General features: G+C 53.2%; 16 protein-coding genes. 12 read left to right on the plus strand and 4 right to left on the minus strand.

Going from position 1 to position 22,166, the window contains the following annotated elements; translation table 11 throughout:
* Nucleotides 1–202 precede the first annotated feature (202 nt).
* A complete protein-coding gene (locus BG842_RS19975; RefSeq protein WP_069449921.1) occupies nucleotides 203–1,474 on the minus strand; it encodes an AI-2E family transporter in 1,272 nt (423 codons plus the stop codon).
* 278 nt (nucleotides 1,475–1,752) lie between these two features.
* On the opposite strand from BG842_RS19975, the gene BG842_RS19980 reads away from it, so the two are divergent.
* Nucleotides 1,753–2,166, plus strand: a complete 414-nt coding sequence (locus BG842_RS19980; RefSeq protein ID WP_139135969.1) for a hypothetical protein — start codon at nucleotides 1,753–1,755, stop codon at nucleotides 2,164–2,166.
* Nucleotides 2,167–2,400: 234 nt separating this feature from the next.
* On the opposite strand, the gene BG842_RS29135 is transcribed toward BG842_RS19980, so the two are convergent.
* Both BG842_RS29135 and BG842_RS19990 read right to left on the minus strand, forming a co-directional pair.
* The gene (locus tag BG842_RS29135) at nucleotides 2,401–2,787 is read right to left on the minus strand and encodes a hypothetical protein (protein WP_139136206.1); all 387 of its coding nucleotides are present in this window, start codon (nucleotides 2,785–2,787) and stop codon (nucleotides 2,401–2,403) included.
* Nucleotides 2,788–2,843: 56 nt separating this feature from the next.
* Entirely contained in the window at nucleotides 2,844–3,383 is a 540-nt protein-coding gene (locus BG842_RS19990; protein ID WP_083252657.1) for a hypothetical protein, read from the minus strand.
* Between the two features lie 196 nt (nucleotides 3,384–3,579).
* Here BG842_RS19990 and BG842_RS19995 point away from each other — a divergent pair, with 196 nt between their 5' ends.
* The 8 genes from BG842_RS19995 (at nucleotide 3,580) to BG842_RS33260 (ending at nucleotide 15,830) form a co-directional block, all read left to right on the plus strand.
* Entirely contained in the window at nucleotides 3,580–3,969 is a 390-nt protein-coding gene (locus BG842_RS19995) for a hypothetical protein (protein ID WP_069452156.1), read from the plus strand.
* A 252-nt stretch (nucleotides 3,970–4,221) separates the two neighbouring features.
* The gene (locus BG842_RS20000; protein ID WP_139136207.1) at nucleotides 4,222–5,028 is read left to right on the plus strand and encodes a hypothetical protein; all 807 of its coding nucleotides are present in this window, start codon (nucleotides 4,222–4,224) and stop codon (nucleotides 5,026–5,028) included.
* 2 nt (nucleotides 5,029–5,030) lie between these two features.
* Nucleotides 5,031–7,250, plus strand: a complete 2,220-nt coding sequence (locus BG842_RS20005; protein ID WP_069452158.1) for a VirB4 family type IV secretion system protein — start codon at nucleotides 5,031–5,033, stop codon at nucleotides 7,248–7,250.
* Nucleotides 7,251–7,282: 32 nt separating this feature from the next.
* The gene (locus tag BG842_RS20010; RefSeq protein WP_069452159.1) at nucleotides 7,283–11,497 is read left to right on the plus strand and encodes a hypothetical protein; all 4,215 of its coding nucleotides are present in this window, start codon (nucleotides 7,283–7,285) and stop codon (nucleotides 11,495–11,497) included.
* Between the two features lie 2 nt (nucleotides 11,498–11,499).
* Complete coding sequence (locus BG842_RS20015; RefSeq protein WP_069452160.1) at nucleotides 11,500–12,396, plus strand: DNA primase; 897 nt, start codon at nucleotides 11,500–11,502, stop codon at nucleotides 12,394–12,396.
* Nucleotides 12,393–13,898, plus strand: coding sequence for a primase-associated protein (locus BG842_RS20020; RefSeq protein WP_069452161.1), 1,506 nt, complete (start codon nucleotides 12,393–12,395; stop codon nucleotides 13,896–13,898). The genes BG842_RS20015 and BG842_RS20020 overlap by 4 nt, the downstream gene beginning before the upstream one ends.
* Nucleotides 13,899–14,859: 961 nt before the next feature.
* Nucleotides 14,860–15,393, plus strand: a complete 534-nt coding sequence (locus tag BG842_RS20025; RefSeq protein ID WP_175424224.1) for a sugar-specific transcriptional regulator TrmB — start codon at nucleotides 14,860–14,862, stop codon at nucleotides 15,391–15,393.
* A gap of 2 nt (nucleotides 15,394–15,395) precedes the next feature.
* Complete coding sequence (locus BG842_RS33260) at nucleotides 15,396–15,830, plus strand: hypothetical protein (protein ID WP_083252658.1); 435 nt, start codon at nucleotides 15,396–15,398, stop codon at nucleotides 15,828–15,830.
* 154 nt (nucleotides 15,831–15,984) lie between these two features.
* On the opposite strand, the gene BG842_RS28035 is transcribed toward BG842_RS33260, so the two are convergent.
* The gene (locus BG842_RS28035; protein ID WP_083252659.1) at nucleotides 15,985–17,295 is read right to left on the minus strand and encodes a PQQ-binding-like beta-propeller repeat protein; all 1,311 of its coding nucleotides are present in this window, start codon (nucleotides 17,293–17,295) and stop codon (nucleotides 15,985–15,987) included.
* Nucleotides 17,296–17,565: 270 nt separating this feature from the next.
* Here BG842_RS28035 and BG842_RS29140 point away from each other — a divergent pair, with 270 nt between their 5' ends.
* From BG842_RS29140 to BG842_RS20050, 3 genes are all read left to right on the plus strand, one after another.
* On the plus strand, nucleotides 17,566–17,793 hold the full coding sequence (locus tag BG842_RS29140; RefSeq protein WP_139136208.1) for a hypothetical protein: 228 nt from the start codon (nucleotides 17,566–17,568) through the stop codon (nucleotides 17,791–17,793).
* Between the two features lie 99 nt (nucleotides 17,794–17,892).
* The gene (locus BG842_RS20045; RefSeq protein ID WP_069452166.1) at nucleotides 17,893–18,750 is read left to right on the plus strand and encodes a DNA-binding protein; all 858 of its coding nucleotides are present in this window, start codon (nucleotides 17,893–17,895) and stop codon (nucleotides 18,748–18,750) included.
* A gap of 159 nt (nucleotides 18,751–18,909) precedes the next feature.
* Nucleotides 18,910–22,056: an exodeoxyribonuclease V subunit beta gene (locus BG842_RS20050; RefSeq protein ID WP_069452167.1), complete on the plus strand. Its 3,147-nt coding sequence runs from the start codon at nucleotides 18,910–18,912 to the stop codon at nucleotides 22,054–22,056.
* The last annotated feature ends 110 nt before the right edge of the window (nucleotides 22,057–22,166 follow it).

The raw sequence follows: 22,166 nt of genomic DNA on the forward strand, positions 1-22,166 counted from the left end.
GAGGTGCTCCTGCTACTTCAAAATCAACATGGAATATTACATACGTCTCTAAAATGATGTTTTGCTGAAAACCGTGGTCAAAACATCTTGCTCAGGATGTCACCCCCCGAACTGGCAACTTGCGTGCTTAGAATACTCAATAGTCGACTTCAGCAGTGTCTGACTTAGTACCAACGCAGTCGGGTTGATCTAGAGATTGTTATCACGAGTGGTCGTCTGAACTTTCGTCTTGTTGTTTTGTAGTCTCAGTGGGAGATGCTTGGTCTGCTGATAATGTTTCTGTGGAGGATTTCGAGTCTTGCTGAGTGGAATCATTTCCACTCGTTGTTGCAGGCTGGTTTTCATTTGGATTTGGAATTGGATCAGTTGCAGTTGCTTGTGGCGTCAATTCGCGTCCGTGTAGTAATTCCGGTAAAATGATGCGGGTACTATGGACGAACAATACGAGTAAAAGCGGTCCAAGGAACAGTCCATACCAACCGAACAGTAACGGGCCAAAGATATACGCGAATAGGACGAGGCCAACGTGGAGATTCCGACCGGAGATGTATGGCCGCAATAGTATTTCGGTGAGCCCATCAACAATCGTGGCTGTAATGAGTAGAAAAGCCACAGGGAACCAAATATAAAGTGGCTCTGATGCTAATGCGACGCCAGCTAGATAAAGACCGACTGGAACGTAGACGAGTTTCATTCCAACCACTGGAACTAGACTTGCAAGCCCCGTTAATAGCCCGAACAAAACAGTTGCTGGAATAGCAAGCCCAGGAGGAGCAATCGCATTGAGGGCCGTATACGTGATCGAAGCGATGATAGCGACCACGAAGGCATTCAAAATATTGCCGAAGTAGATCGTCTGAAGATCAGTATCAACGGCCTCTAAGAAGGCATGTGTTGCGCTGTCCGACTTACTAATATGTGATGTGAACCAATTCGCAAGCCTCTGACCATCTCGGAGAAGATAGAACGCAATTGCGAGTGCAATGAAAACGTGCAAAAGACCGACGACAATTGCACTCAGATATCCACCTGTTGATGTGAGTATCTTACTCATAGTCTGTGGACTGAGATACTGCGTAAGTTGCTGGGGATTTGAAAGCAACTGCTGCAATAATACCTGTAGATCCTGTGTCCCAATAACACGCTGCAGAAATGGCCCAAGAAGTAATTGATATTGATCCAAATTTGACCCAAAGAGTTCATTCACCTGGTGAATACTCACGAGTACAGTATACGCGATCAGAAGTAATCCTGGGAACGCGAGCATACCGAGAGAAAGCCCGGCTGCGAGCGTCGGTGATCCCACACGATGGGTTAGCTGCCGGTACACGGGTCGCGTTGCATAGTAAACAAATAATCCGAGAACGATCGTACCCACATACGAGTAGAGGATGTAGACGAAAAGTACGCCAAGAATGCTGAAGATCAGCCACCAGGCTATCCTTTCCCGGTTTTGAGTGATGTCGTGTTCCACGCATCAAACTTAGCGAGACAACATCGTAAGTACAACGACTGGCACATTGTGTGATGAGGTCAGTAGACAAGCGATCGTTCACCATAGTGAAACGAGGCATACTATGACACGATCAGCTGTACACCGTGCGTCGATTTCCGCTTAGCAAGTTAGAAAACCAGTAGATGGATGTCGCGGCTATTAGCACTCTATAGTGAGTTCAAAACTACCTGTGCTTTCCACAATATCTGGGAATATTCATGAATAATCATTACTGGTTCAGGGGTCATAGCATAGCTATGGAAAATCAGTTCGAGAAGATACCACCTCATGATGTCACCGCCGAGCAAATGAATCGCCTCTTCGGTCTTCTTACGGATCGACGGCGACGATATGTATTAAAACGGCTCCAAACGGCGAACCAACCGATCTCCCTCGAGGAGTTAGTGGCTGATATCAGTGCCTGGGAAGATACGCCAGCTCCTGAAACCGCTCTGACGGACAAAGTGGACGAAGTCACCGTCTCACTCCAGCACTGTCATCTCCCGAAACTTGCCGATGCAGGGCTCATCGAATACGATCGGTCTACTAAAAACGTGGCGTATACTGATCACCCGCAAGTTGAGGCGCTGGTTGATCGTTTCTCGGAACTCTTTCCAGGTGAGGATGAGAGAGGACGACTGAAGGTCATGAAAGGTGGTGAGAAGCGGTGATTTCTGCGGAGAGATGAGCTATTAGAGCACCTCCCACGTTTGGCTATTTGCTGTCGACCTCGTAGAACCGATTGTTACCGTAACGTTTTGTAGTATTATCCGTTTGGACGCCTGTATGGAGCTGTCCGAAAAATGAGTGGTAATTTGTCACGAGTTCCTTCAATACTGTCATCCATACTCTACAACAAAATACTGCTATGGATCCCTCTCAGCTTCACGCGACTGTTGTAAGACTCAGTCACTCTCGAGGAGTGGATGCTCTTTGATATGGGCAAGCGTTTGCTCATCAATGTACCGAAGCATCTCATAGTAATTGTCCGGGAACTCGGCTGGTTCAGGTGGATGACCGGCATCTGGTGGGGGATGGTAGTGGGTTCGCTTGCCATCCCGGGGATGTTTGTCCCACCGGCGTTTCCATCCTCGGTCGTCGCTCCAGTTCTCTTGATAATGCAGTTCGAAATTACCACTGGTGTACCAACGAAGATCGTAGTACGCGTCCTCGACATCCGGTGGAAAATAGTCTCGGATGAATGTCGCCGTGAGCGTCGGTTTTCCGTGTTTCAATGAGATGGTTGTTGTGCCGATGTAGGCCGCGGTATCAAGACGTTGTTTGATACTCATGAGAATTGTTCGGTCAACACTCCCGACGGGAGTGTGCGTGTCGTGAGAACCCATCGTTAGTCAGCACTCGCTTCAGCGCGGTCACTGAGACGACGGCGAGCACGGTCGTGGAGTCGAAGTTCTTCCTCAAGGCTCGCCCACGTCGAAAGGTCGTCCCATGCTTCCTCGAGATCAACGTCGAGACGATCGGCCGCCTCAACGACATCGATGCTGGATGGATTGTCGGCATCGTAGCGATCACGGAACGTCTTGAGTTGATCCCGAATTTCGAGCACATTCCCTCTGAGATCCTCCAGTGAATGGGTGTTGGCGAGTTCACTCACGTACCGCCATTCGAAATATTCTGTGTTGCGTTCATACTGGACTGGCCGGCCGTCGCGTTTGGTAGCGACGCCGAGTTCAGTGAACCAGTTGAGATACTTGCGAGCGGTGTCTGTTGAACACGAGAGTTGCTCGGCGACGTCTGGGGCACTCACACCGCCCGTGTTCTGCACAAGGAGACTATAGATGCGTTCTTCGGTCGAGGGAGCGTCGGTGAAGACCGATTCGAGGTCATCGATCGATGGACGATTCGAGAACGGTGGGTCAGTCGGCATACTAGCGTATAGATGCTTAAGCGAGATATTCTTTCTCGACTAATTATCTCGTTTGTTGCGTTACGGGGAAACGGGTGTACGTCGTCTCTTGTGGGACGCACCGCGGTTAGGATAATACCTTAGTGTTAGTGAGAATCAAACCAAAAATCGACATTTAGAGTAATTATTAACTAGTCGTGGCATAAGATAATATCAAATGGAAACGTTCCCAATCGCCGGCCAGATCATCAATACAAAGCTCATCTTCGGTCTGACTGCCCGCGACATTGGTGAAGCACTCGTCCTCCCGTTTCTCGGTCTTGGCATTGCCCAGAGTCTCGGTGCCTCAGGTGATCTCTTTCTCATTGCCACCGGCCTTGCGCTCGCGCTCGGAGTGGTGATCCTCCTCATCACGCCGGCTGCACAGCGGCCACTGAGCTACGCACGAGCCTGTGTGCATTACTACCTCGGAACCACCACCTACCGCAATCGTCGGACGCGACCCGCCACGGAAACGACGAAAACACAAGATGTGGTTGGTGTCCGCCACGCTGGCCTCGACATCGAGACGATCGAAGCGGAAGACGACCACGACTCCCATCAGTAAACAACCATGGATTCACCACCGCCTGCCACCGACACCTCGACAGCCAGTACTGGACAGTCAGCCAGTCGAGACGAAGCAGAAACCGAGACGGCTGACCCTGATTCCACGACGACACCCACGTCAGCACTAGATGAGTCAACCACTCAGCCAACCGCTGACGGGCCCACTGTACGGACAGCACTTGGGATAGCCGATCGAGCAATCGAAACCGATGCAGAACGCCCAGAATCAGATTTGGACGTCCTCCGAGCGATGGATGCCGCCCTCGAAGCAATTGACACGGACCTCCCAACGGCGCGTGACGAAGCACGAGCTCGCGACCAGTTCCACCTCGAAGACAAACTCAACAAGAAGACGACGACACAGGCGCAACTCGGCTTTGACTACGTTCGTGATGATGGCATCGCTGTTGATGGTGACGACTACATTGGCCTCGTGAAAGTCAAGCCCCGGAATTGGCTGACGCTCAACTATGAGCAGCGTCGGCAGGTCATGAGCGACTACATTTCCTTTCTGATGGCGCTCGACTGGTCGATTGCTATCCCGTGCTATCCTCGTGAGTTCGATCTGGGTGAACACTACAACAAGTTCATTCGCGGTGGCACCAGCGTTGCTGCACGAGGACAATCTCCAATTCTGCAGTATGGTCGTCGCTACTACATCCAATGGGCACAGGATAACATCGACGGCTCTGGGATCAAAACACGCGATTACTACATCGTCATCCGCGTCAACGCTGCGCAGGTCACGACCAATCTTGATACTGGGAGTGTGCTCAATCAACTAAGCACGCTCCCGCTTATCGGCTCTGCCGGCGCAAACATTCTCAAACGGCTTCCGTGGGTCAAGAACCATGAGAAGACAGAAACCGAACTTTGTATCCGCGAAGTACACAATCGCCAGCGACGTGTGATTGACAAGCTTGGACGAACAGACGTCTCGACTGAATTAGTCAGCACTCGCCAGGAAACGATGGAAATCCTGTACCACTACTACAATCACGTCAAACCGGAGTTTGACCGCTTTGATCATGCGACATTCTCGAAGGGGGAGATCTAACGATGGGCTCCCGTCTCCGGTCACTCATTCCTGGACTAAAGAGCGAGCCTGGACTCGATGAGATCGATGATGAGATCTTCGACCGGGCAACTGCCATCCTCGAAGCGAATGGCGACGAACTCTCGAAGGAAAACATCCAGGCCCAAGCGAAACATCTTCTCGAACTCGAAAATGCCGAAGATGGAGAGATTCGATTAGGTGTACTTCAAGACGAGACTGAACAGTCACTGGCCGACCGGGATATCATCGCCCCACATGAGATCTCCGAGGAATCAGGGCTCTTAGAGTCGGGATACATGGTTCGTGGTGGCCAGTACGTGCGCACGATGACCATCCATGGCTATCCGGAGCGCGTTCCGCTCGGCTGGCTTGATGACCTCTATACAACGCACGACAATATCCGAGTCACACAGCACATCCGGCCGCGTGATTCCCATGAGATTCTGCGGAAACTCCGAAATCGACTCACACAGCTTCGTGCTCGTCTCTATCGGAAAGACGAGAAAAATCAGAGTGATACCCACGAACTCGAATCCGACCACGAGGCTGTCTCCGATCTCATTTGGGATATCATCCGGGGCGAGACGAAGCTGTTCACGTTTGCCATCTATTTCGAGATCATCGCCGATTCAAAGCAGGAATTGAACGAGGCGACTGAGCGTGCACTTGAGATCATTGCTAAGGCGAATACAGAAGCAGTTCCCTTGGAGAAGCGCCAAGTCGAATCACAGGATGCGCTTGCACCGCTCGGGGATGATCCGATCAAAGCCACCCAACTCATGCAGGAGACGGCTGTTGGCACCATGTTCCCGTTTATTGAGCCAGCGTTGGCGGATAACGAGGGCGTCTACTATGGGTTTGACGGGACGCATACACCAGTTCTCCTTGATCGCTACCGATTCTCATCATATTCGAAGGTAATTGCAGGAGAGATGGGATCGGGGAAGACCTTCGCCGAGAAGTATGAGATGTTCCATCGGATGATGATGGATCCCGAAATCGAACTCCTCGTCCTGGATCCACTGGCTGATTTCGTCGACTTTGCGGAGGATCTCGGTGGGCAAGTCATTCGGTTTGGTGGCCAGAACACGATCAACCCACTCGAAATCCGTCGTGGCATCGACGACGTCGTCGAAGATCCGTTCCTCAAGAAGTACCGGTCGGTGATGGAGTTGTTCCGACTGCATTTTGCTTCGGGTGACGGTCAAGCTCTTTCAAATGAACAAGAGGGCATTCTTCGGCGTGCTGTCTTGCTCTCCTATTACCAGTACGGGATCACCGAAGACCCAGCGACCCACGAAAACACGAGTCCAATAATCGGGGATATCATCGATATCCTCGAACACATCACCGATGGCGATGATCCCACAGAGTTCCTCGACTATCATCCTGATGCCGACAAACGACGAGTTGCTCCGAAGGTACAGGATATCGCCGATCGATTCCGAGAGACAGACGAGCGACTCGCCTACCAGTTGTTGCTCGGACTCGAAGCCTTCCAGGAAGGCGGTGAGAACGCGAATCTGAACGGCCGGACGAACGTCGAACTCGACAATCGGCTCGTCACCATCGATATGTCCATGTTCTCCGATACGGGACAAGCGCCGCTGTTTATGCACGTGATGTTCGACTGGATCTACCAGCGAGCTCAAAGCAGCGATCGCCGGACGCAGGTGACGATCGATGAGGCACACTACCTCTTGCGTCGAGCAGCCACGACGGATCTGATCGACCTTTTCATCCGGCACAGTCGCCACTTCAACACCGGACTGACGCTGATCTCCCAGACAGTAGACGAGTTCCTCGTTGAGTCAACCGAGCAGTCTGCAGACGCACTGGAGAAAGCTCGCGAGATCTACAATCTCTGCAATATCAAGCAGATCTTCCGGCACGAATCAGTGAGTGAGGAGATGATCGCTGCCCACGATTTGACGCATAACGAACAGCGATTCATTGCCTCCGCACAGACCGGCGAAGACGGGACTCACTCAGAGAGTTTGCTGCTCGTCAATGACTGGAAAAAGCGCATTCAGTTGCACGTGGATGAGTTTGCCGTCCACGTGCTCGACGAAGATCTCGATCCGTGGGAGTACTTGATCGAGCAGAATGCGCTCGACACGAGCGATGTTTCCTATTTGCTTGCGGACGGACGCGCGGCAGAGTACGACATTCCGCAATCACTGCTCGAAGAGGCTCGCGAATCCACACCCACCACCAGCTAACGCACGAAATTACAGGAATCACTTCACCACCCATGACAACCACTCGTCGCTACATTCGAATCGAACCAGCCCACGAACGTGTCACACCCTCCGATATCATCTCCCGATTCGCCGGCCTACGCAAACTGAAGTCTGGCTGGAAAGTCAAATATCTCCCTCAGAAGAGTGCACCCACGTTCGAATTCCTTGCACTCACACAGGGGAACCAAACGCCGGTGCGCTTCTATCTCGGTGCCACTGACGAATCGCTCTTGTCGACGGTCCGTTCGGAGCTGACTACTGCATATCCGGCGAGTTACAATCTCTCTGAGGAAGAACTCACGCTTCCCGAGGAACTGCTCGGACAGTCCGCGGAGAGCACCGACACAGATACCGACGAGGATACTGGCGAGTCCCAGTCGATCGATGATGCGCGGTCGGAACTGTTGACCCGAACACCAATCGCGGCTCGGTGGCAGGGCGTGGCCACGCGTACTGACGATTGGATGACGCCACTCACACAGTATTCCCAGCTCCACGCGACACAGCACGGAGACAGTGCATCGGCAAAAGCCCCGCTCGCAACGGCAGTCGAGCGGCTTGCGAACGCGAGTGCCCCCACCGTGTTGCAAGTGCTCTTCACTCGGTATGCGGACTGGGAGAAGGTGGCCAACACTCGCAAGGAGAATATTCAGACGAAACGTGATGGGTTCGTCCAGACCACGAAGACCAATTTCAGAGATATGCTTCGGGGCTATGACGAAGAAGAGATTCGCGATCGACGGCGTGGCCGAGACGCGCCACAGATCGGGGAGAATATCGGCCAATCACCACACACGCCGAGCGGTGGGGTGGCCTCTCGCCAAACACTCATCGACCAGAAAAACCCGTCCCAGACATTTCTGGTAAACATGCGTGCAGCGGGGGTGCCACCTGCTGATGCAGACGAGACGACTATTGGAACGATAGAGAGTGACGTCGACGCGCTTGCGAACGCGTTCAACCATCTCGATGGGGCGTACTATGAACTCGACGGGAACCGTCTCACGAAGGGACTGACCAATATTCGCGATCCGGCGAAGAAGGAACTCAAACGGCTGCTCGATCGGTCACTCAACATCTCTCGCCAAGGGCGCAAACGCTCGCAGCTCATTTTGAATGCGGACGAACTCGCCAATTTCGTGGCCGTCCCGAGTGCACATACACTGACCACTGAGGGAGCCCGTGGGACTCGTGGCAAAGAGCGGCTCCGTCAACCGTTGTCACTCCCAGCACCGGAGATGCTAGATCGGTTGTCAGCACCCGGGATGGCGATTGGTCTGCCGCTCAAAGATCGAAACCAACCACTTGATGACGCAGTGTACGTCCACATATCGACACTCATCACCCACTATCTTCGCGCCGCCTCGACTGGCTCTGGTAAGTCCAAAAGCGTCCAGAATGATATGCTGACACTGAGTGAGCACGTCGGCGGTCCAACAGTGTTGCTCGAATCGAAAGGCGATGCAATGGTTGAAAACTACCTCAAAGCTCATTACGCGAAATTCGGCACGCTGGACAACGTCTATCACTTTGATGCGCCGGAGATGCTCCCAGCCTTCTCGTTTTTCGATATTCGTCCTAAGCTAGCGATGGGGCGGCGCCGGGAAGATGCGATCCAGGATACTGTCGAGCACTTCCACGAAGTCATGCGGCTGATTCTCGGGACAGAAACACACGATCGAGCGTTCGTCGCGAACGAGATTCTGACGTTCTTGATCAAAGCATTGTTTGACAAGGAGTACGGACAGGATGCGTTTAGTCTCGATACGCTCATTGAGGCCGTCTATCAGATGCGCCATGAACGTATCATCCCAGAGATTTGTGCAGAGAATGCCCACATCGAGCGGGCGTTACTCCAACAGTGTCAGCTGGACGAGGCGCAATTCCAGCAGTCGATGGGTGGGGCTGCGAATCGACTGAACAAACTGGTCGAACTTGAGCACCTCTACCAGATCTTCAATCACGTCCCTGAGTGGGACGACGAAGCCAACGAATACACTGAGAACGTCTTCGACTTTCGGCATTTTCTCGATGAAGATGCAGTGATTCTGTTCGATATTGGTGACTTGCGTACCGACTCGCGCAACGCGCTGACGATGGTTCTGCTGAGCAACCTTTGGGATGCTGCGCAGGGATGGTCCGATGAGAGCAGGACAGGCGGGGACGAACCAGTGACGAGTGATGAGAAGATTGCGAACGTTATTATTGAAGAGGCAGCAGCAGTTGCGACCTCCGAACTCGTCTATGAGGAATTCCTGCCCCAAGGTAGGGGCTTCGGGGTGAGCCTTGGCCTAATCATGCAGTATCCCGACCAAGTGAACGATCACAGTCGGTCGAATCGACCATACAAAGAGATTTTGAACAACGTGAAGACGAAAATCATCGGGAATATCGAGGTTGACGATGAGCTCGCGAAATCGATGGCCCATGAAAATTTGTCTACACAAGACCTCAGCAAGCGGATACAACGGTTGCCGTCTGGCGAGTGGGTCGTGCAACTCCCGAGTCCCGGGTTTGGTGAAAACGATCCAACGACATTCTCGCTTGCTCCGTTGCCAATTCCCGAGGGACATCCGGAAAGTGATGAGCCACTCGCCGGTGACGCACGCCACCTCTTTGAGGAGATGGCCCGTCCGCAGGTCAGACGGAGAACCCAGAACGAATGCAGTATCCCCAATCGTCCGAGCACAATCGGGCATGACGATGCACGGGACACGCTTGTGGAGATGGGTGAGGAGAGCACAGAGACAGACGGGTCTCAAGAGCACACAGCCGACGCTGAAGCTGCCGACGGTGGCACTCCAACCGAGACACCCTTCTTCGGTGCAGATGGTGTGAGTGACGACACACGCACAGCTGCAGACGGCGAGGTAGCATCGGACACAGAAGACACACCAGCCAGCGACCGACCGAGTGACGAACAGGATTTCGGACGCGCTTCCATGTTCGGCGCTCCGACGACGGAGCAGTCACCACCCGACGACCCACCGAACTCCACATCGTCCGAGCAGACAGAAACAGGTACCCAGAATGGACCTAGTAGCGAAGGAGAGGCGGAAACCACAGACGTAGGCAAAGAGCCGAGGGACACGGACGATAAAGTTGAACAATCGAGCAACGCTGCGCTCTCCGAGCACGTCCACTACGATGCAGATATCGACGGTTACGTCTGTGCTCTCTGTGGTACCGAGTATACGTCGTCTGAGGAGCGACGAGCGAGCGTCTGCTGTCAGTTTGCGTCGAAAGACGAGGTCTTCGTTGCCGCTCGTCGGGCGCACAAAACGACCGACTCCACAAGTAACCTCCTTGATCGACTCCGGAAAATCGCTGCCCACGCCGAAGGCTACGGCATTGAAATCTCCCTCCAAGAGTTTGCATCGCTCGATGTATCTGCTACTGCACCGCCCACGGATGGTAACGAAGACGAATCAGAAGACGTCCTCGAGACGGAACGCCCCCTGTCGTCCGATGACGGCACAGCGACGCGCTTCAGTGACGCAACGACACATGTTCCAGACGCAACGCTCCGGGCAGAAGGAGTAATGCGTGATGAGGCAGCGTTTCTCGAGCTCGTACTAGATGCAATGAACCAGCAACTCGACGAGTATTCGCTCCAAGAGAGCATGACTGTGCTCGAAGAACCATTTGCTGATCTCGATGTCGAGGCACTCATACAGAAAGGATTTCTCGAGGAACACCGCTCGTTCCGCCAGAAGTACTACACCGTATTGCCAGCTGGACGGGAGTTTCTGGATCGTTCGCTAGAGGCCGGTCCAGGTGTCGGCGACCTCGGTGAGAAAACGCCGCACAAGGCTGGAGTTGTCTTTCTCGACGCCTGGCTCACCCAACAAGAAGACGTCGCCCGGACGGAGGTCTACTATCAACACGGGGAGGACACGGTCTTCGACGTCGCTGGCTTCGACACCGCAGACGACCTCATCTGGGTCGGTGAAGTGGAAACTCCGAGCAATAATCCCGAGGCGTTGATTGCGGACTATGAGAAGCTGGCAAATGTCGACGCCGCTGCCGTGTGGGCCGGTGAAGATAAGGTATTCATCCTGGATGCAATCGAAACACTCACCGATGCCGGGAAGGTCGAGTTTTCGCTGAGTTCGACCCAACGACGGACGATCAGCTCGCTTCGTGCAGCGATCGGTGGGTACGACGATCCGGGGATGACGGCACTCCATACGTTCCGAAGTCTCGAAGCGGAGGTCTTCGACTAACAATGCCCCCACCATGGCGACCCGCAACACGGGAGGATCTTCGCACTTACTACACAGAGACGTTTCCCGAGTACGTCGACGCGCTACCGTCATTCGTGACCGTTGATGGACCGAAGCAGTATGCTATCGCGTTTCGCGAGCCATACCCGATCCGGAAACAGAACGCCCCGGAGCGGTCGTTCATCCGCCGTGATACATGGCAGACCAATGGATCCAGCGACCGCACGAACCAGCAGTTCAATTCACAGGATCATCTCGTCGAGTTCATCCAGTATCCCGCACGATACGACCCCGCCCAAGGGAGTGGCTATGCACTCGTCGATCCGGATCTTATAGAGCGTCCAGAGCCACGCCCCGACGCGGTCTACTATGCGCTCGATCACTGGGAGCGGCCGTGGGTGCTCGCGGTTGATATCGACGCAAAAGACATTGCAGCACAGCGCGCTTCCCGTGAAAGCACCGCTAATGTGACCGACGACGATGTCGAGACTGAAAAGCTTCGAGCAGCGGGGATCCTCAACAGTGCGCCTGAAGGCTACCCGTACGCGTTCACGGACATCGAGGACGCCCTGGAATACGGATTCACCGTTCAGGAAATCTTCGAGGACGACTTCGCGGCCACGGAGACGTTGGTGGTCTACTCGGGGCAAGGCTGTCATATCTACCTGCTCGATACCGACCATAAGCACCGCTACGACGAGCAAAGTCGGGAAGTGATCAACGACCTGCTGCTCGAAGAATACGAGATTCCAATCGATCCCGTTGTCACGGCCGACCGCCGCAGGGTGATGCGTCTGCCCTACTCACTACACGCCGATGTCTCCCGAATCGTCCAACCGATCGAAAGCCCAGATTTTGACTTTCGAACCGAGGCCGTTCCTAGTTTTCTCGAACCATGAGCCGGAAGACTCCACTGAACGACGAGCATATGGCGTATCGAGTGGCAGCGCTCCCGCGCGATGAAGGTCAGTTCCAGCTCACACAGCTGTTCGAACGTGGGTATCAGCGCTGGACAGTCGATGATACGCAAAAAACTGAGAAACTACTCGCGGATATTGAGCGGTTCACGTGTGATGCATTTGCGCCAAGCACACGCCGGAAGGCTGCAGAGCGACCGTATGTTGACGATCCAGGAATGCTCGCCGTTCTCGCCACTCTTGGTGCAGTCTGCATTATGGATCACCCGAAACTCGAAGAGACACCCCCGCGTCACCTCGCACTTCTCGATGATTTGCGGGAACTCTATGTGAACAATATCGCCTCGCTCATTCGTGAGTATGATGATTTTACCCTGCACCAGGAGATCGCCGAAATTCTCTATGCGAAAGAACCGGGTGAAGACGGCCCCCACTCTGGTCGCGTCTGTACAGACATTACGACACGTCCAGAGTTCAGCGGAGGCTACTATCTTGAGATTCCACTTGTTGCTGCCTCACGGAAATGCTTGGCACGGACGGATCGTGATGGCGATCAACAAGGCGAGGTCCAAACACACGTCGCCGACAACCATCTGTACGTCCCTGTCTCGGATTTCATGCAGAAGTATCGGTCGTATGCCGAGGACGCATTCTCACGGTTGCTCGCGGCACAGGAAGAGGCGCTCACGCCTGAGCAGCGCAGCTGGCTCACCGCGAACGAGTCGGCGATTACCGAACGGATCGAGCGGTTTTTCGCCGCCGGACAAACGCACCGGATCTGGCGGAACTGGAGCCGCCAGAAACAACGACTCCGAACGATCATTAACGCTGTCCATGCGGCAGACAACGATGTCGCCCAGCTTGGACAGACGCATACTGCACGCGAACTCTATGCGGCTCTTGAGACGTACGAGCCTGAACGTCCATGGGAGCAACGTGTGTGCGCTTCTATTTCGACGCCACGCGGTCTCGGGACGATTCTCTCTACAAACCGAGATCATCCAAGCGTCACTGTCGAAAACGATCGCTTGAACCGGTATACGCTCACTCAGTATAGCGACGGCGCACAACCGATCCATGCTGACGACCTCGAGGATCTCTTCGAACTCCCCTGTCTAGCGGCGATGGACGAGCGGCTTCAGGAAAAGAAACCCGTTCGGAAAGATCTCTACAATCTTGTGCGAATGGCGTGGTGGCTGCCCCAGTATCGAGACGCGAGTACGGACGAATTCATCAATGATATGAAAGAGGTGTTCTCCCGGTGGCCATGGTACGATGAAGATATGACCGAGTACCAGATTCGGTACGAACTCAACAATGATATTGGCGGTGAGATCCCCCTTCCAATGAATTGTTCAAACGATGATATGCAGCGCTATTGCATCGGGTGTGATCAATGTTCGTACTCGATCTATGGCAGTCTTCCATTTCCTGATGAGATGTATGATCAGCTTGAGGAGCGGTCTGAAACTTCCCTCATCTAGGCCCCTGCCATCCGATCGAATGTCCTATTCTATCAGATTTCATAATATTATTTGACCTCGCTTTTCACTCCATAGAAACCCAGTTTTTGCAAACACGATTTAGCGGCTCTACCTCGATATGATAACGGTTTCAGCGGTTTTGACCCTGTATTTTTCATATAGAATCCGTGATACATTTCATATAGCATATCGAACATGAATATCCTTCAGACCCGATGTGCTGATTTTGGCACGTAGAGACTCTCAAACGCTACATTTATCATTTTGCGGTTCGATTTTAATTTGCAAACACGATTTTACGCCCTTAGAACAGCTTAATCCAGTTTGTATGACTTCTCCACTAGTATCAAGGCTTTGCGTACCTCCAAAATCGTCCAAAGAAAGAGGGGGGTACGAAGAACGAACGGGACATGCGCGACCAGGGAAAAGAAAGGGAAACAAGCAATCAGAGTAAACTGCCGAATTATCAGTAATCTAGAAGAGGTGAGCCGAGCACTCTGGACGCTGAAAATGGAATGGCGTGCGACAGTACAGAAGAACAATGAGCAGTCACACGGCGGATGGTACTGATGTGATAGTGACCGCTGTTTTCTCTCAGACGTATTTTTCAGAATTCGGATATTTTGAGAAGAGGACGCGTATCTACTGTTGGTCGATCAACGGATGTTACGAGAGAGTGAATCGAGAGGCACCCATCTCGTGAGCAGCATGAGATTGCGATCTCTTATCCTCATTTTATCAAGAAAAAGTCATAGTTAGAATGCAAATAGTACGTCTCGAGAGGGGAATCGACTGAGGCGTGAATAAGGATTGAGTGGCATGCGAAATGACCGGTCTCTCACCACCAAGAGCTAGTGTTCGGAGTACCGCTCTGGCACACCCGTGAAAAATTGCAATCTCGAGTAGAAGGGAAATAGTTCCTCAAGGTAAGAACTATATCCTGCCAGCTCGAACAATCAGTATGGCTAATTCACCCACCGACGGACCACCTCCCTTCGAGGACGCGTTCAGCGGCGACGACGTCGAACAACAAATCTATGGAACGATCCTCCAGATACGCGAGCCAGTAGCGGCGAGTGCAATCGCAAATCGGACTGACTGTGACCCAAAGACTGCCCGGAAATACCTCCAGTGGTTCGCAGATCTCGGGATCGTCACCCAACACGACGGGCATCCAGCCACCTACGAGCGCAATGACGCCTATTTCGAGTGGCGACGCATCAATCAGCTCGCGGCACGTCATTCGCTTGAGGAGCTTCAACAGCGCGTGCGTACGTTGACGACAACGATCAAAAGTTACGAAGACGAGTATGCTGCCGCGACCCCGGCAGACGTTGATGCACTCGCCGTTGTCGAGACGAGTGTCGACATGTCGATTGATGACGTGTACAGTGATCTCGGCGACTGGATGACTGCTCGCGAAGAGAGAACACGCTATGAACGAGCACGCCAGCAACGTGCGGGTACCGCCGACCACGAACAAGTGTCTGGATAGCAATGGTACCACCAACTGGTGATGGGAGCAGTCCAGCACCCATCGACCGACCAATCCTTGAGTTTCTACAGACCAGGCTCATCGCCACACAGCAAGTCGAACAGGCAGTCATCACTGATACGAATGGCCATCTCGAACTTCGCGTTACATTCGCCCAGCCGTATTATCCAGTGTTGGTGGATGAGGCGACGCTCGCTGTCCGGTGGTACACGAACGACGACTTCAAAATTCACTATCGAGAAGTGCACGCTGCCAGCGCCTGGGAGTGTCGCTGGGATCGACATCGGAATCCGCACAATACACGAGATCATTTCCATCCACCACCCACTGCTCCAACGCTTGGTGAAGATGCGTCGTGGCCAACCGATCATCGCGATGTCTTGACGCTCATCCTTGACGAGATCGAACAGCGAATTACAACACTGTGGGACGAATAGGCGTTTAGACCGTCGTCAAAAGGCAAAGTATGCAAATACGGTAGCCTAGCACCGGGCGATACGGATACGCCTGAAAGCAAAACCCTCAGAGCGTGATTTTCATCGCAGGTTCAGACGCAATCGACGAAACCGCAGACAAACCGATGAGTGAGATTCATTCGCGGGTGCCAATTGCGTAGATTCGACCATCAGCGACCCCGACGTAACACATCCCGTGTGCCAACGCGACTTCTGTGTCCATGATGTAGCCCGCCATCCCGATGTCGGGGACCGGGATTTTAATCGTCCACGCAGGGCTGTCACTCGTCTCGTAGGCAACAACCGAGTCATTCTGTGGGACGACCACACCACCGTCACCGACAGCGGGGGGTTGATTGTCCTCCTTCTCGGCTGATCGCCAGCGAATCGACCCGTCTGCAATATCGATTGCAACGAGCCCCTCATGATACGTCTGTACGTACGCAGTGTCCGCCGTGACTGCTGGTGAGGGAATCGCGTTGCCGTCGTTTTCGTCGCCGACGGTCGTCCGCCACAGAACGGTTCCATTGGCGGTATCAGCTGCGACGAGTTCCCCAGCGAGACCCGGGACGTACAGACGCCCGTCGGCTACCGTGGGGGTGGCCTGAATGTCCGGACAACACTCAACTGGTGTGGCGATCTGTTTGCTCCACCGTTGCTCACCAGTGGTCGCATCAAGCGCCGCGATACGCCCGTCGGTTAACCCGACATAGACACCGTCGCGATCCGCACAGGTCGCCGTGTAGCACTCCCCATCGATGGCTGTTCGCCACTGTTGGGTGCCATCGAGCGAATAGGCATACACGGCGTTATCCTCGTCTCGCGTTGCTAGGTAACACGTTCCGTTCATAACTGCTGGCGAGCCAGTCACGTCCGGTAGCGTGTCGGTCCACTGGATCGCACCATTCTGCGTGAGAGCCGTCAGGGTTGCCTGGTCGTAGTTTGGGCTTCGGGTTACAGCAAGCAGTCTGTCACCAGCCACTGCGAGTCCCACAGTTCGACCCGTGTCGAGATGTTTGTCGAGTTGCTGGGCGCCAGTTTTCGCATCGAACCCAGCAAGATAGGCATTTGGATTGTCAGCGTCTGTTGCTGAGTCAGTATAGCCGATATAGACACGATTCGGACCGACAATTGGTGGCGTCGCTCCATGAGGGTCCGTGCCTGGACGGCGAAGCCACGCGACGTCAACATCTCCGTGTGGGAGTGCCGACGCAGCAGAGCTGGTTCGTCCCCCGTCATGGCCTTCAACTGCCCAGCGACCGTCTGGGACGTAGCTCGCTTTGTATGCGTCGTGTGTGAACGGCTTGGGAATGCCCTTCCCGTTCGAAAGTCCTGGGATAGTCGGAGCGATACATCCGCTCACACTCACTATCCCACCCCCAATCGCCATCTGTCGGAGGAGGGAGCGACGCGTCAGTGGAGCCATGTTAGGTGTCGACACGGCCATGGCATACGTTTTCTGGTGGGATCAACCGCCGCCGGGCGGTACAGTATCACCTCGAAAGCCCCCGCACGCTCGACGGCTGCGTCTCGCTGTGCTCCTCACTCCGTTGCGGTGCTTACGTCGTCTCGCTCGTCGAGCGCACGGCCCCTTTCAGTCCCACCCGGAGTGGATTGTCGAGATTTGGTGCGCACTGTTTAACTGGTGATTCGTGAATGGCCCGCCCCGCTCGCCGCTTACCGCCCTCCGCGTCGCTCGCGACTGACCATTCCGGGCATGCGGCCTGCGGCCGTTCCGGGCATCTGGTTTCGCCGCCAGCACCAAGCGCGCTATCGGTTGCGTCTCCCGCTGGTCGACGGACACGAAACCGGCTTGTGTGCTGGTCGCTCGCTTCGGGCGGGTCGCCGCGCGGTGCTGGTACTGTCCCTTCGAAAACGCGCGCTCGCTTCGCGCCCAGGGGGACGCTCGCGAAGGCGCAAGCGAGCGCGCGGAGGTGACGGATGAGTTGTGTACTGTAGAGATGTGACTCGTGTTGTGGCGAGTGTCGGAAAAGACGCGGTTGTGGACGCGCCTTCAGTCGAAATCACATTGTGAGTGATTCCAATGAGTAGTAAACAGACGATCGGTCAAAGAGTTTCGGTTGATGAACAGGCGATTGAATGTGACGAAGAACAATTCGAGAGTGTTGAAGAAACACCTGAGCTGCGGCCGTCAGTTGAGCAGACAATCCAAGGGAAAGTCGATACGAATCATCCGGATGGGATTGGGCGTGGACTGACGTTGGCGGCAGAAGAGCGGATGGTGGCACGAGAGAAAGAGATAACACGAACACGTGAGCGATGGGATCGATCACAAGATTCGAAACGGGAAGTGCAGTGTCGGCGAGCATCGAAAGCAGTGAGTCGAGAGCGGCGCTGTGCGTTCCAGGAACGAGCAGCAAGTGTAGATCCATGGTGTGATCCAGAACGAGAAGATCCTCGTGAGGAGTTGGCTCAGGAGGAGTTGGCGGCAGTGAACAAGCAGGCGATGCGGTTGGAAAAGAAGCTCGATGGGTGGTCGCGAGCAGCGATCAGTCGGCGATTAGCTGAACGCGTCGTGGATGGGACAAGTGTGATGGGTGCAGTTGTGGGTGTGTACGAAGAATTGCGGACGGCCCCTGGGCAAGTCATTCCGATCGCGGATGTGCAGGACGTGAATCGGAAGGAAGTGAGCATCGAAGGGACGGTTACCCAGCTGTGGACTCCTAGAAGTCCGAAGATCCAGCAAGTGGGGCTGATCGAAGACGATAGTGGTCGTGTCAAATTCACCGTGTGGCGAGCGTCGCGGAAGACGATGGTCGAAGAGGGAGAGACTGTGCAGTTGCGGTCAGTCGCCAAGAACTGGTACGAGGGGCGTGTTTCGGTGGCGGTAACTGGCTGGAGCTGTATTCACAGTCCTGAGCGCGGTCGCTGGTGGGAATAGTCGGTCGACCGATTTTCTTTTTCGCTGAGCACAGTCGCGAGTGGTTCAATTAGATCAAAAGAGGATTCGATAAAGCAATTTTAATCGTTTCCATCTATACAGGTATTCTCTCATAGGGTCTACACCATGTTTATTTGGTACCAAAATAAGGTTAGACCTATGCCATCACTCCCGATTTCTGAGGACACTTTCATCTCGTTACTCGAGGAAGCAAACAGAGACCGATTCGATAACGAGGAGTGGGAATTCAATGCTAGCCAAAAACGGTCGATACTTGCCGGAGACGGCCCACTATGGATTACTGCTGGACCTGGGAGCGGGAAAACCGAAGTACTGATCTCTCGGACGCTCAAGTTATTACTCGTTGATGATGCCGAGCCCGGCAGTATTCTCCTGACTACGTTTACTGAAAAAGCTGCCCAGAACTTAGAAGAGCGTATCGTTGATCGTCTAAGTCGATTCGGCTACGAAGATGAGATTGACGTAAATGAGATCCATATCGGAACTCTACACGCCCTCTGTAATGATATCATGCAGGAGTACCGTTATCCACCCTTTGTAGGTACAGAATTACTTGATGAGGATGGCCAACAGCTATTCATGTACAACAATTGTGACTTCGTTTCAGTTCTACAAGGGAATGCAGACACAGATAACTGGGAGACAGTCACTTCGGGAGAACTGACGGAAGATTCTTGGGAGTTTTTTGACGAAGTCCTTCCCAGGGGGGTTAGCCCACGCTATGGACCAAACAAGTGGCAGGCAACCGACACCACTTCGAAGATCTTCAATCGTGTTTCTCAGTACTTAGCGGACACAGAGTCGCTGCGTCGTGCTTCGGAACCAGAATGGCGAGTTTGTGCCGAGGGCCTTGATCGATATCGTGAAACACTTCAAGAGAACCACAGATGTGACTTCGCTCGGCTTCTTGAACGGTTTATCGAGTTTATCCGAAGTGATGCCGGTCAACGGTTCGTCGAAGGGGAACCTGACCGTGAGCGGCCTCCGCTGGAACACATACTTGTCGATGAATACCAAGACACAAATCCTCTTCAACAAGAACTTTACTTCCGGTTGACAGAGGAACTTAATAATCCAAATCTGACCGTCGTGGGAGATGACGATCAAGCGTTGTATCGTTTCAGGGGTGGCACTGTTGAATGTTTAATCGAGTTTCCAGCGCGTGCTGAAGAGCGGTTCGGAGAACCCGTTCAACGTGAACAACTGAATACGAACTACCGCTCCACCGAGGACGTCGTTTCTTGGTGCAACCGCTATATGGGAGAATATCCGCTCATGCAGCGAGAGGGTGCCCGCGCACCAGACAAGGAACCAATGGCTGTCGGCCGTGACAACACGAGTGAGCAAAAGAGCGTCAAATCTCTCTTAGTGGGTAACAATGATAAAATTCCGGCCGAGATCGCCGCGGAACTAGTGGAGGAAATCTACGATGAGGGATATATCGAGGACTACAGCCAGGTGGCATTTCTGTTCAAGAGTACAAAAGAAAGCACCTATTGGGCAGGGAAGTATGCAGAGGCGCTGCGAGATCGGGGTATTCCGGTTCACAACCCCCGAAACAAAGCGTTCCTGACTCAAGAGGAAATTCGGTTCGCGCTTAGTTCCGTCATCTGCTGTCTCGACCCAGAACTAGAGGGACTCGAAGCAGCACGCATAATGGGTCGAGTAAAAGACCAGATCGAGGACTGGACCGGAGAATTTGACCAATTTGCGGAGGACCACGATGCGATAGAACTGAAACATTACGTCCACAGGAAGCGACGTGAACTCAGACGAACTGCCGAAAGTGAATCACTTGGATACACTGTGCTCGAACTCCTCTATCGGATTCTTTCATTTGAGCCGTTTCAAACGTGGATCGAAACGTCTGACCATCCGGAGCGCGGGAAACGACTCGGTCGTCTCACGAAGTTATTCGACTCTTTCGCTAGTATCACCGGACCAGAGCATATGCAGAAGTCGTCAAGGACGCTATCTGTATCAACTCGGTTTCTAAGGTCCTTCTACTATGTATTCTGTGGATATTTGGAATCCTCAGACTTCGACGAACCAGAAGATCCCCACAATCAGATCCCGAATGGTTTCGTCCAGATGATGACCGTCCACCAAGCGAAAGGACTAGAGTTCCCCGTGACTTTCGTCAGCGACTTGGATAGCGAACCATGGACCGGTGGTACGTACTGGTTGGAAAGTCAATTGGAGCAGTACGCGGACATTCATCCAACAGGAGATACAGAAGAACGGGCTAAAAGAGACGAGATTAGACGTTTCTACGTAGCGTATTCTAGGGCAGAAGAGGATCTTTTGCTCCTCGATCAGGAGGGAACGACATCTGAGCTCTCTTTAGGATATACTGAACAGGGGGAACCCCTCACAGAAAATTGGTTTGCTGGCCCTCGTGAAATCGAATCGGCGAACGAGTTTCTGAATATGGTTGGTGGAAGCGTCGGTTCACACACAGAAGTGGGTCTGAAACGCCGATATAGTATAACTGGAGACGTACTGGCATATCGCCGCTGCAAACGCCAATACGGGTACTATAACGAACTCGATTTCGCACCCAATCACGTTACTCAACTCTTCTTCGGTCGAGTAGTTCACGAGACTCTAGATCGAGCACATCGACACTATGCGGGAGAAGTGGATGGTGCAGAGGGTGGTTCAATCCCGACGGATGATGAGATTTCGACATATTTCCAAGAAGTTTCAGAAGCATTAAAAGCACGAAATATCTATCCGATGAGCCGGGAGGCAGAGGATACCGCCTTATCGTACATACAGCGATTCAACAGGAACGAAGGTGCACGCCTTTATCCAAGAGTTGTAGATACTGAATATCGACTTCAAAGCAACCGCAAAGAGTTCGTGCTAAAGGGTGTTGTTGACGTACTTGCTGGAGATGACATTGATGGATATGAGATTTGGGATTACAAAGCTGGACAACGACCAGACGGAGACCGGGAACTAAACGACTACCAGGCTCAATTGAACACCTATGCGGAATTGTATCGGTATCAACAGGGAGAATATCCTGAGAGAGGTGTCATTTACTTCCTTGGGGAAGAAAGTCAGGAAGACGCCATCTTCGAGCTCAGATTCCAAGAGGGATCCGTTGAAAGCTCGCTTTCAGCATTCGAAGATACTGTCATGGACATTGAGCGAGATCGAAAAGTAGGGAATTGGTTCGATCTCAACCCTACTGACGCCCCTTCGGAGGGTACCTGCGCAGAATGCGATATCCGGTGGAATTGCCCCGCTCGTCCAGAATACCATGGATCTCAATAAGGGTATGAGATTTTAAACGGAAACCAACGCTATCCGAACTATGGATTCATACTCATGATCCAACCAGCTTTAAGAATTGAGTAGCGTCTGTTAGGAATTGAAATAGCGGA

This window comes from Haladaptatus sp. W1 (assembly GCF_001723155.1).
Lineage (GTDB): Archaea > Halobacteriota > Halobacteria > Halobacteriales > Haladaptataceae > Haladaptatus > Haladaptatus paucihalophilus.

Bases quoted from the DNA above. Each gene is read 5' to 3' on its own strand.
- BG842_RS19980 (WP_139135969.1), top strand. From the start codon at position 1,753: ATGGAAAATCAGTTCGAGAAGATACCACCTCATGATGTCACCGCCGAG.
- BG842_RS29135 (WP_139136206.1), bottom strand. From the start codon at position 2,787: ATGAGTATCAAACAACGTCTTGATACCGCGGCCTACATCGGCACAACA.
- BG842_RS19990 (WP_083252657.1), bottom strand. From the start codon at position 3,383: ATGCCGACTGACCCACCGTTCTCGAATCGTCCATCGATCGATGACCTC.
- BG842_RS19995 (WP_069452156.1), top strand. From the start codon at position 3,580: ATGGAAACGTTCCCAATCGCCGGCCAGATCATCAATACAAAGCTCATC.
- BG842_RS20000 (WP_139136207.1), top strand. From the start codon at position 4,222: ATGGATGCCGCCCTCGAAGCAATTGACACGGACCTCCCAACGGCGCGT.
- BG842_RS20005 (WP_069452158.1), top strand. From the start codon at position 5,031: ATGGGCTCCCGTCTCCGGTCACTCATTCCTGGACTAAAGAGCGAGCCT.
- BG842_RS20010 (WP_069452159.1), top strand. From the start codon at position 7,283: ATGACAACCACTCGTCGCTACATTCGAATCGAACCAGCCCACGAACGT.
- BG842_RS20015 (WP_069452160.1), top strand. From the start codon at position 11,500: ATGCCCCCACCATGGCGACCCGCAACACGGGAGGATCTTCGCACTTAC.
- BG842_RS20020 (WP_069452161.1), top strand. From the start codon at position 12,393: ATGAGCCGGAAGACTCCACTGAACGACGAGCATATGGCGTATCGAGTG.
- BG842_RS20025 (WP_175424224.1), top strand. From the start codon at position 14,860: ATGGCTAATTCACCCACCGACGGACCACCTCCCTTCGAGGACGCGTTC.
- BG842_RS33260 (WP_083252658.1), top strand. From the start codon at position 15,396: ATGGTACCACCAACTGGTGATGGGAGCAGTCCAGCACCCATCGACCGA.
- BG842_RS28035 (WP_083252659.1), bottom strand. From the start codon at position 17,295: ATGGCCGTGTCGACACCTAACATGGCTCCACTGACGCGTCGCTCCCTC.
- BG842_RS29140 (WP_139136208.1), top strand. From the start codon at position 17,566: ATGCGGCCTGCGGCCGTTCCGGGCATCTGGTTTCGCCGCCAGCACCAA.
- BG842_RS20045 (WP_069452166.1), top strand. From the start codon at position 17,893: ATGAGTAGTAAACAGACGATCGGTCAAAGAGTTTCGGTTGATGAACAG.
- BG842_RS20050 (WP_069452167.1), top strand. From the start codon at position 18,910: ATGCCATCACTCCCGATTTCTGAGGACACTTTCATCTCGTTACTCGAG.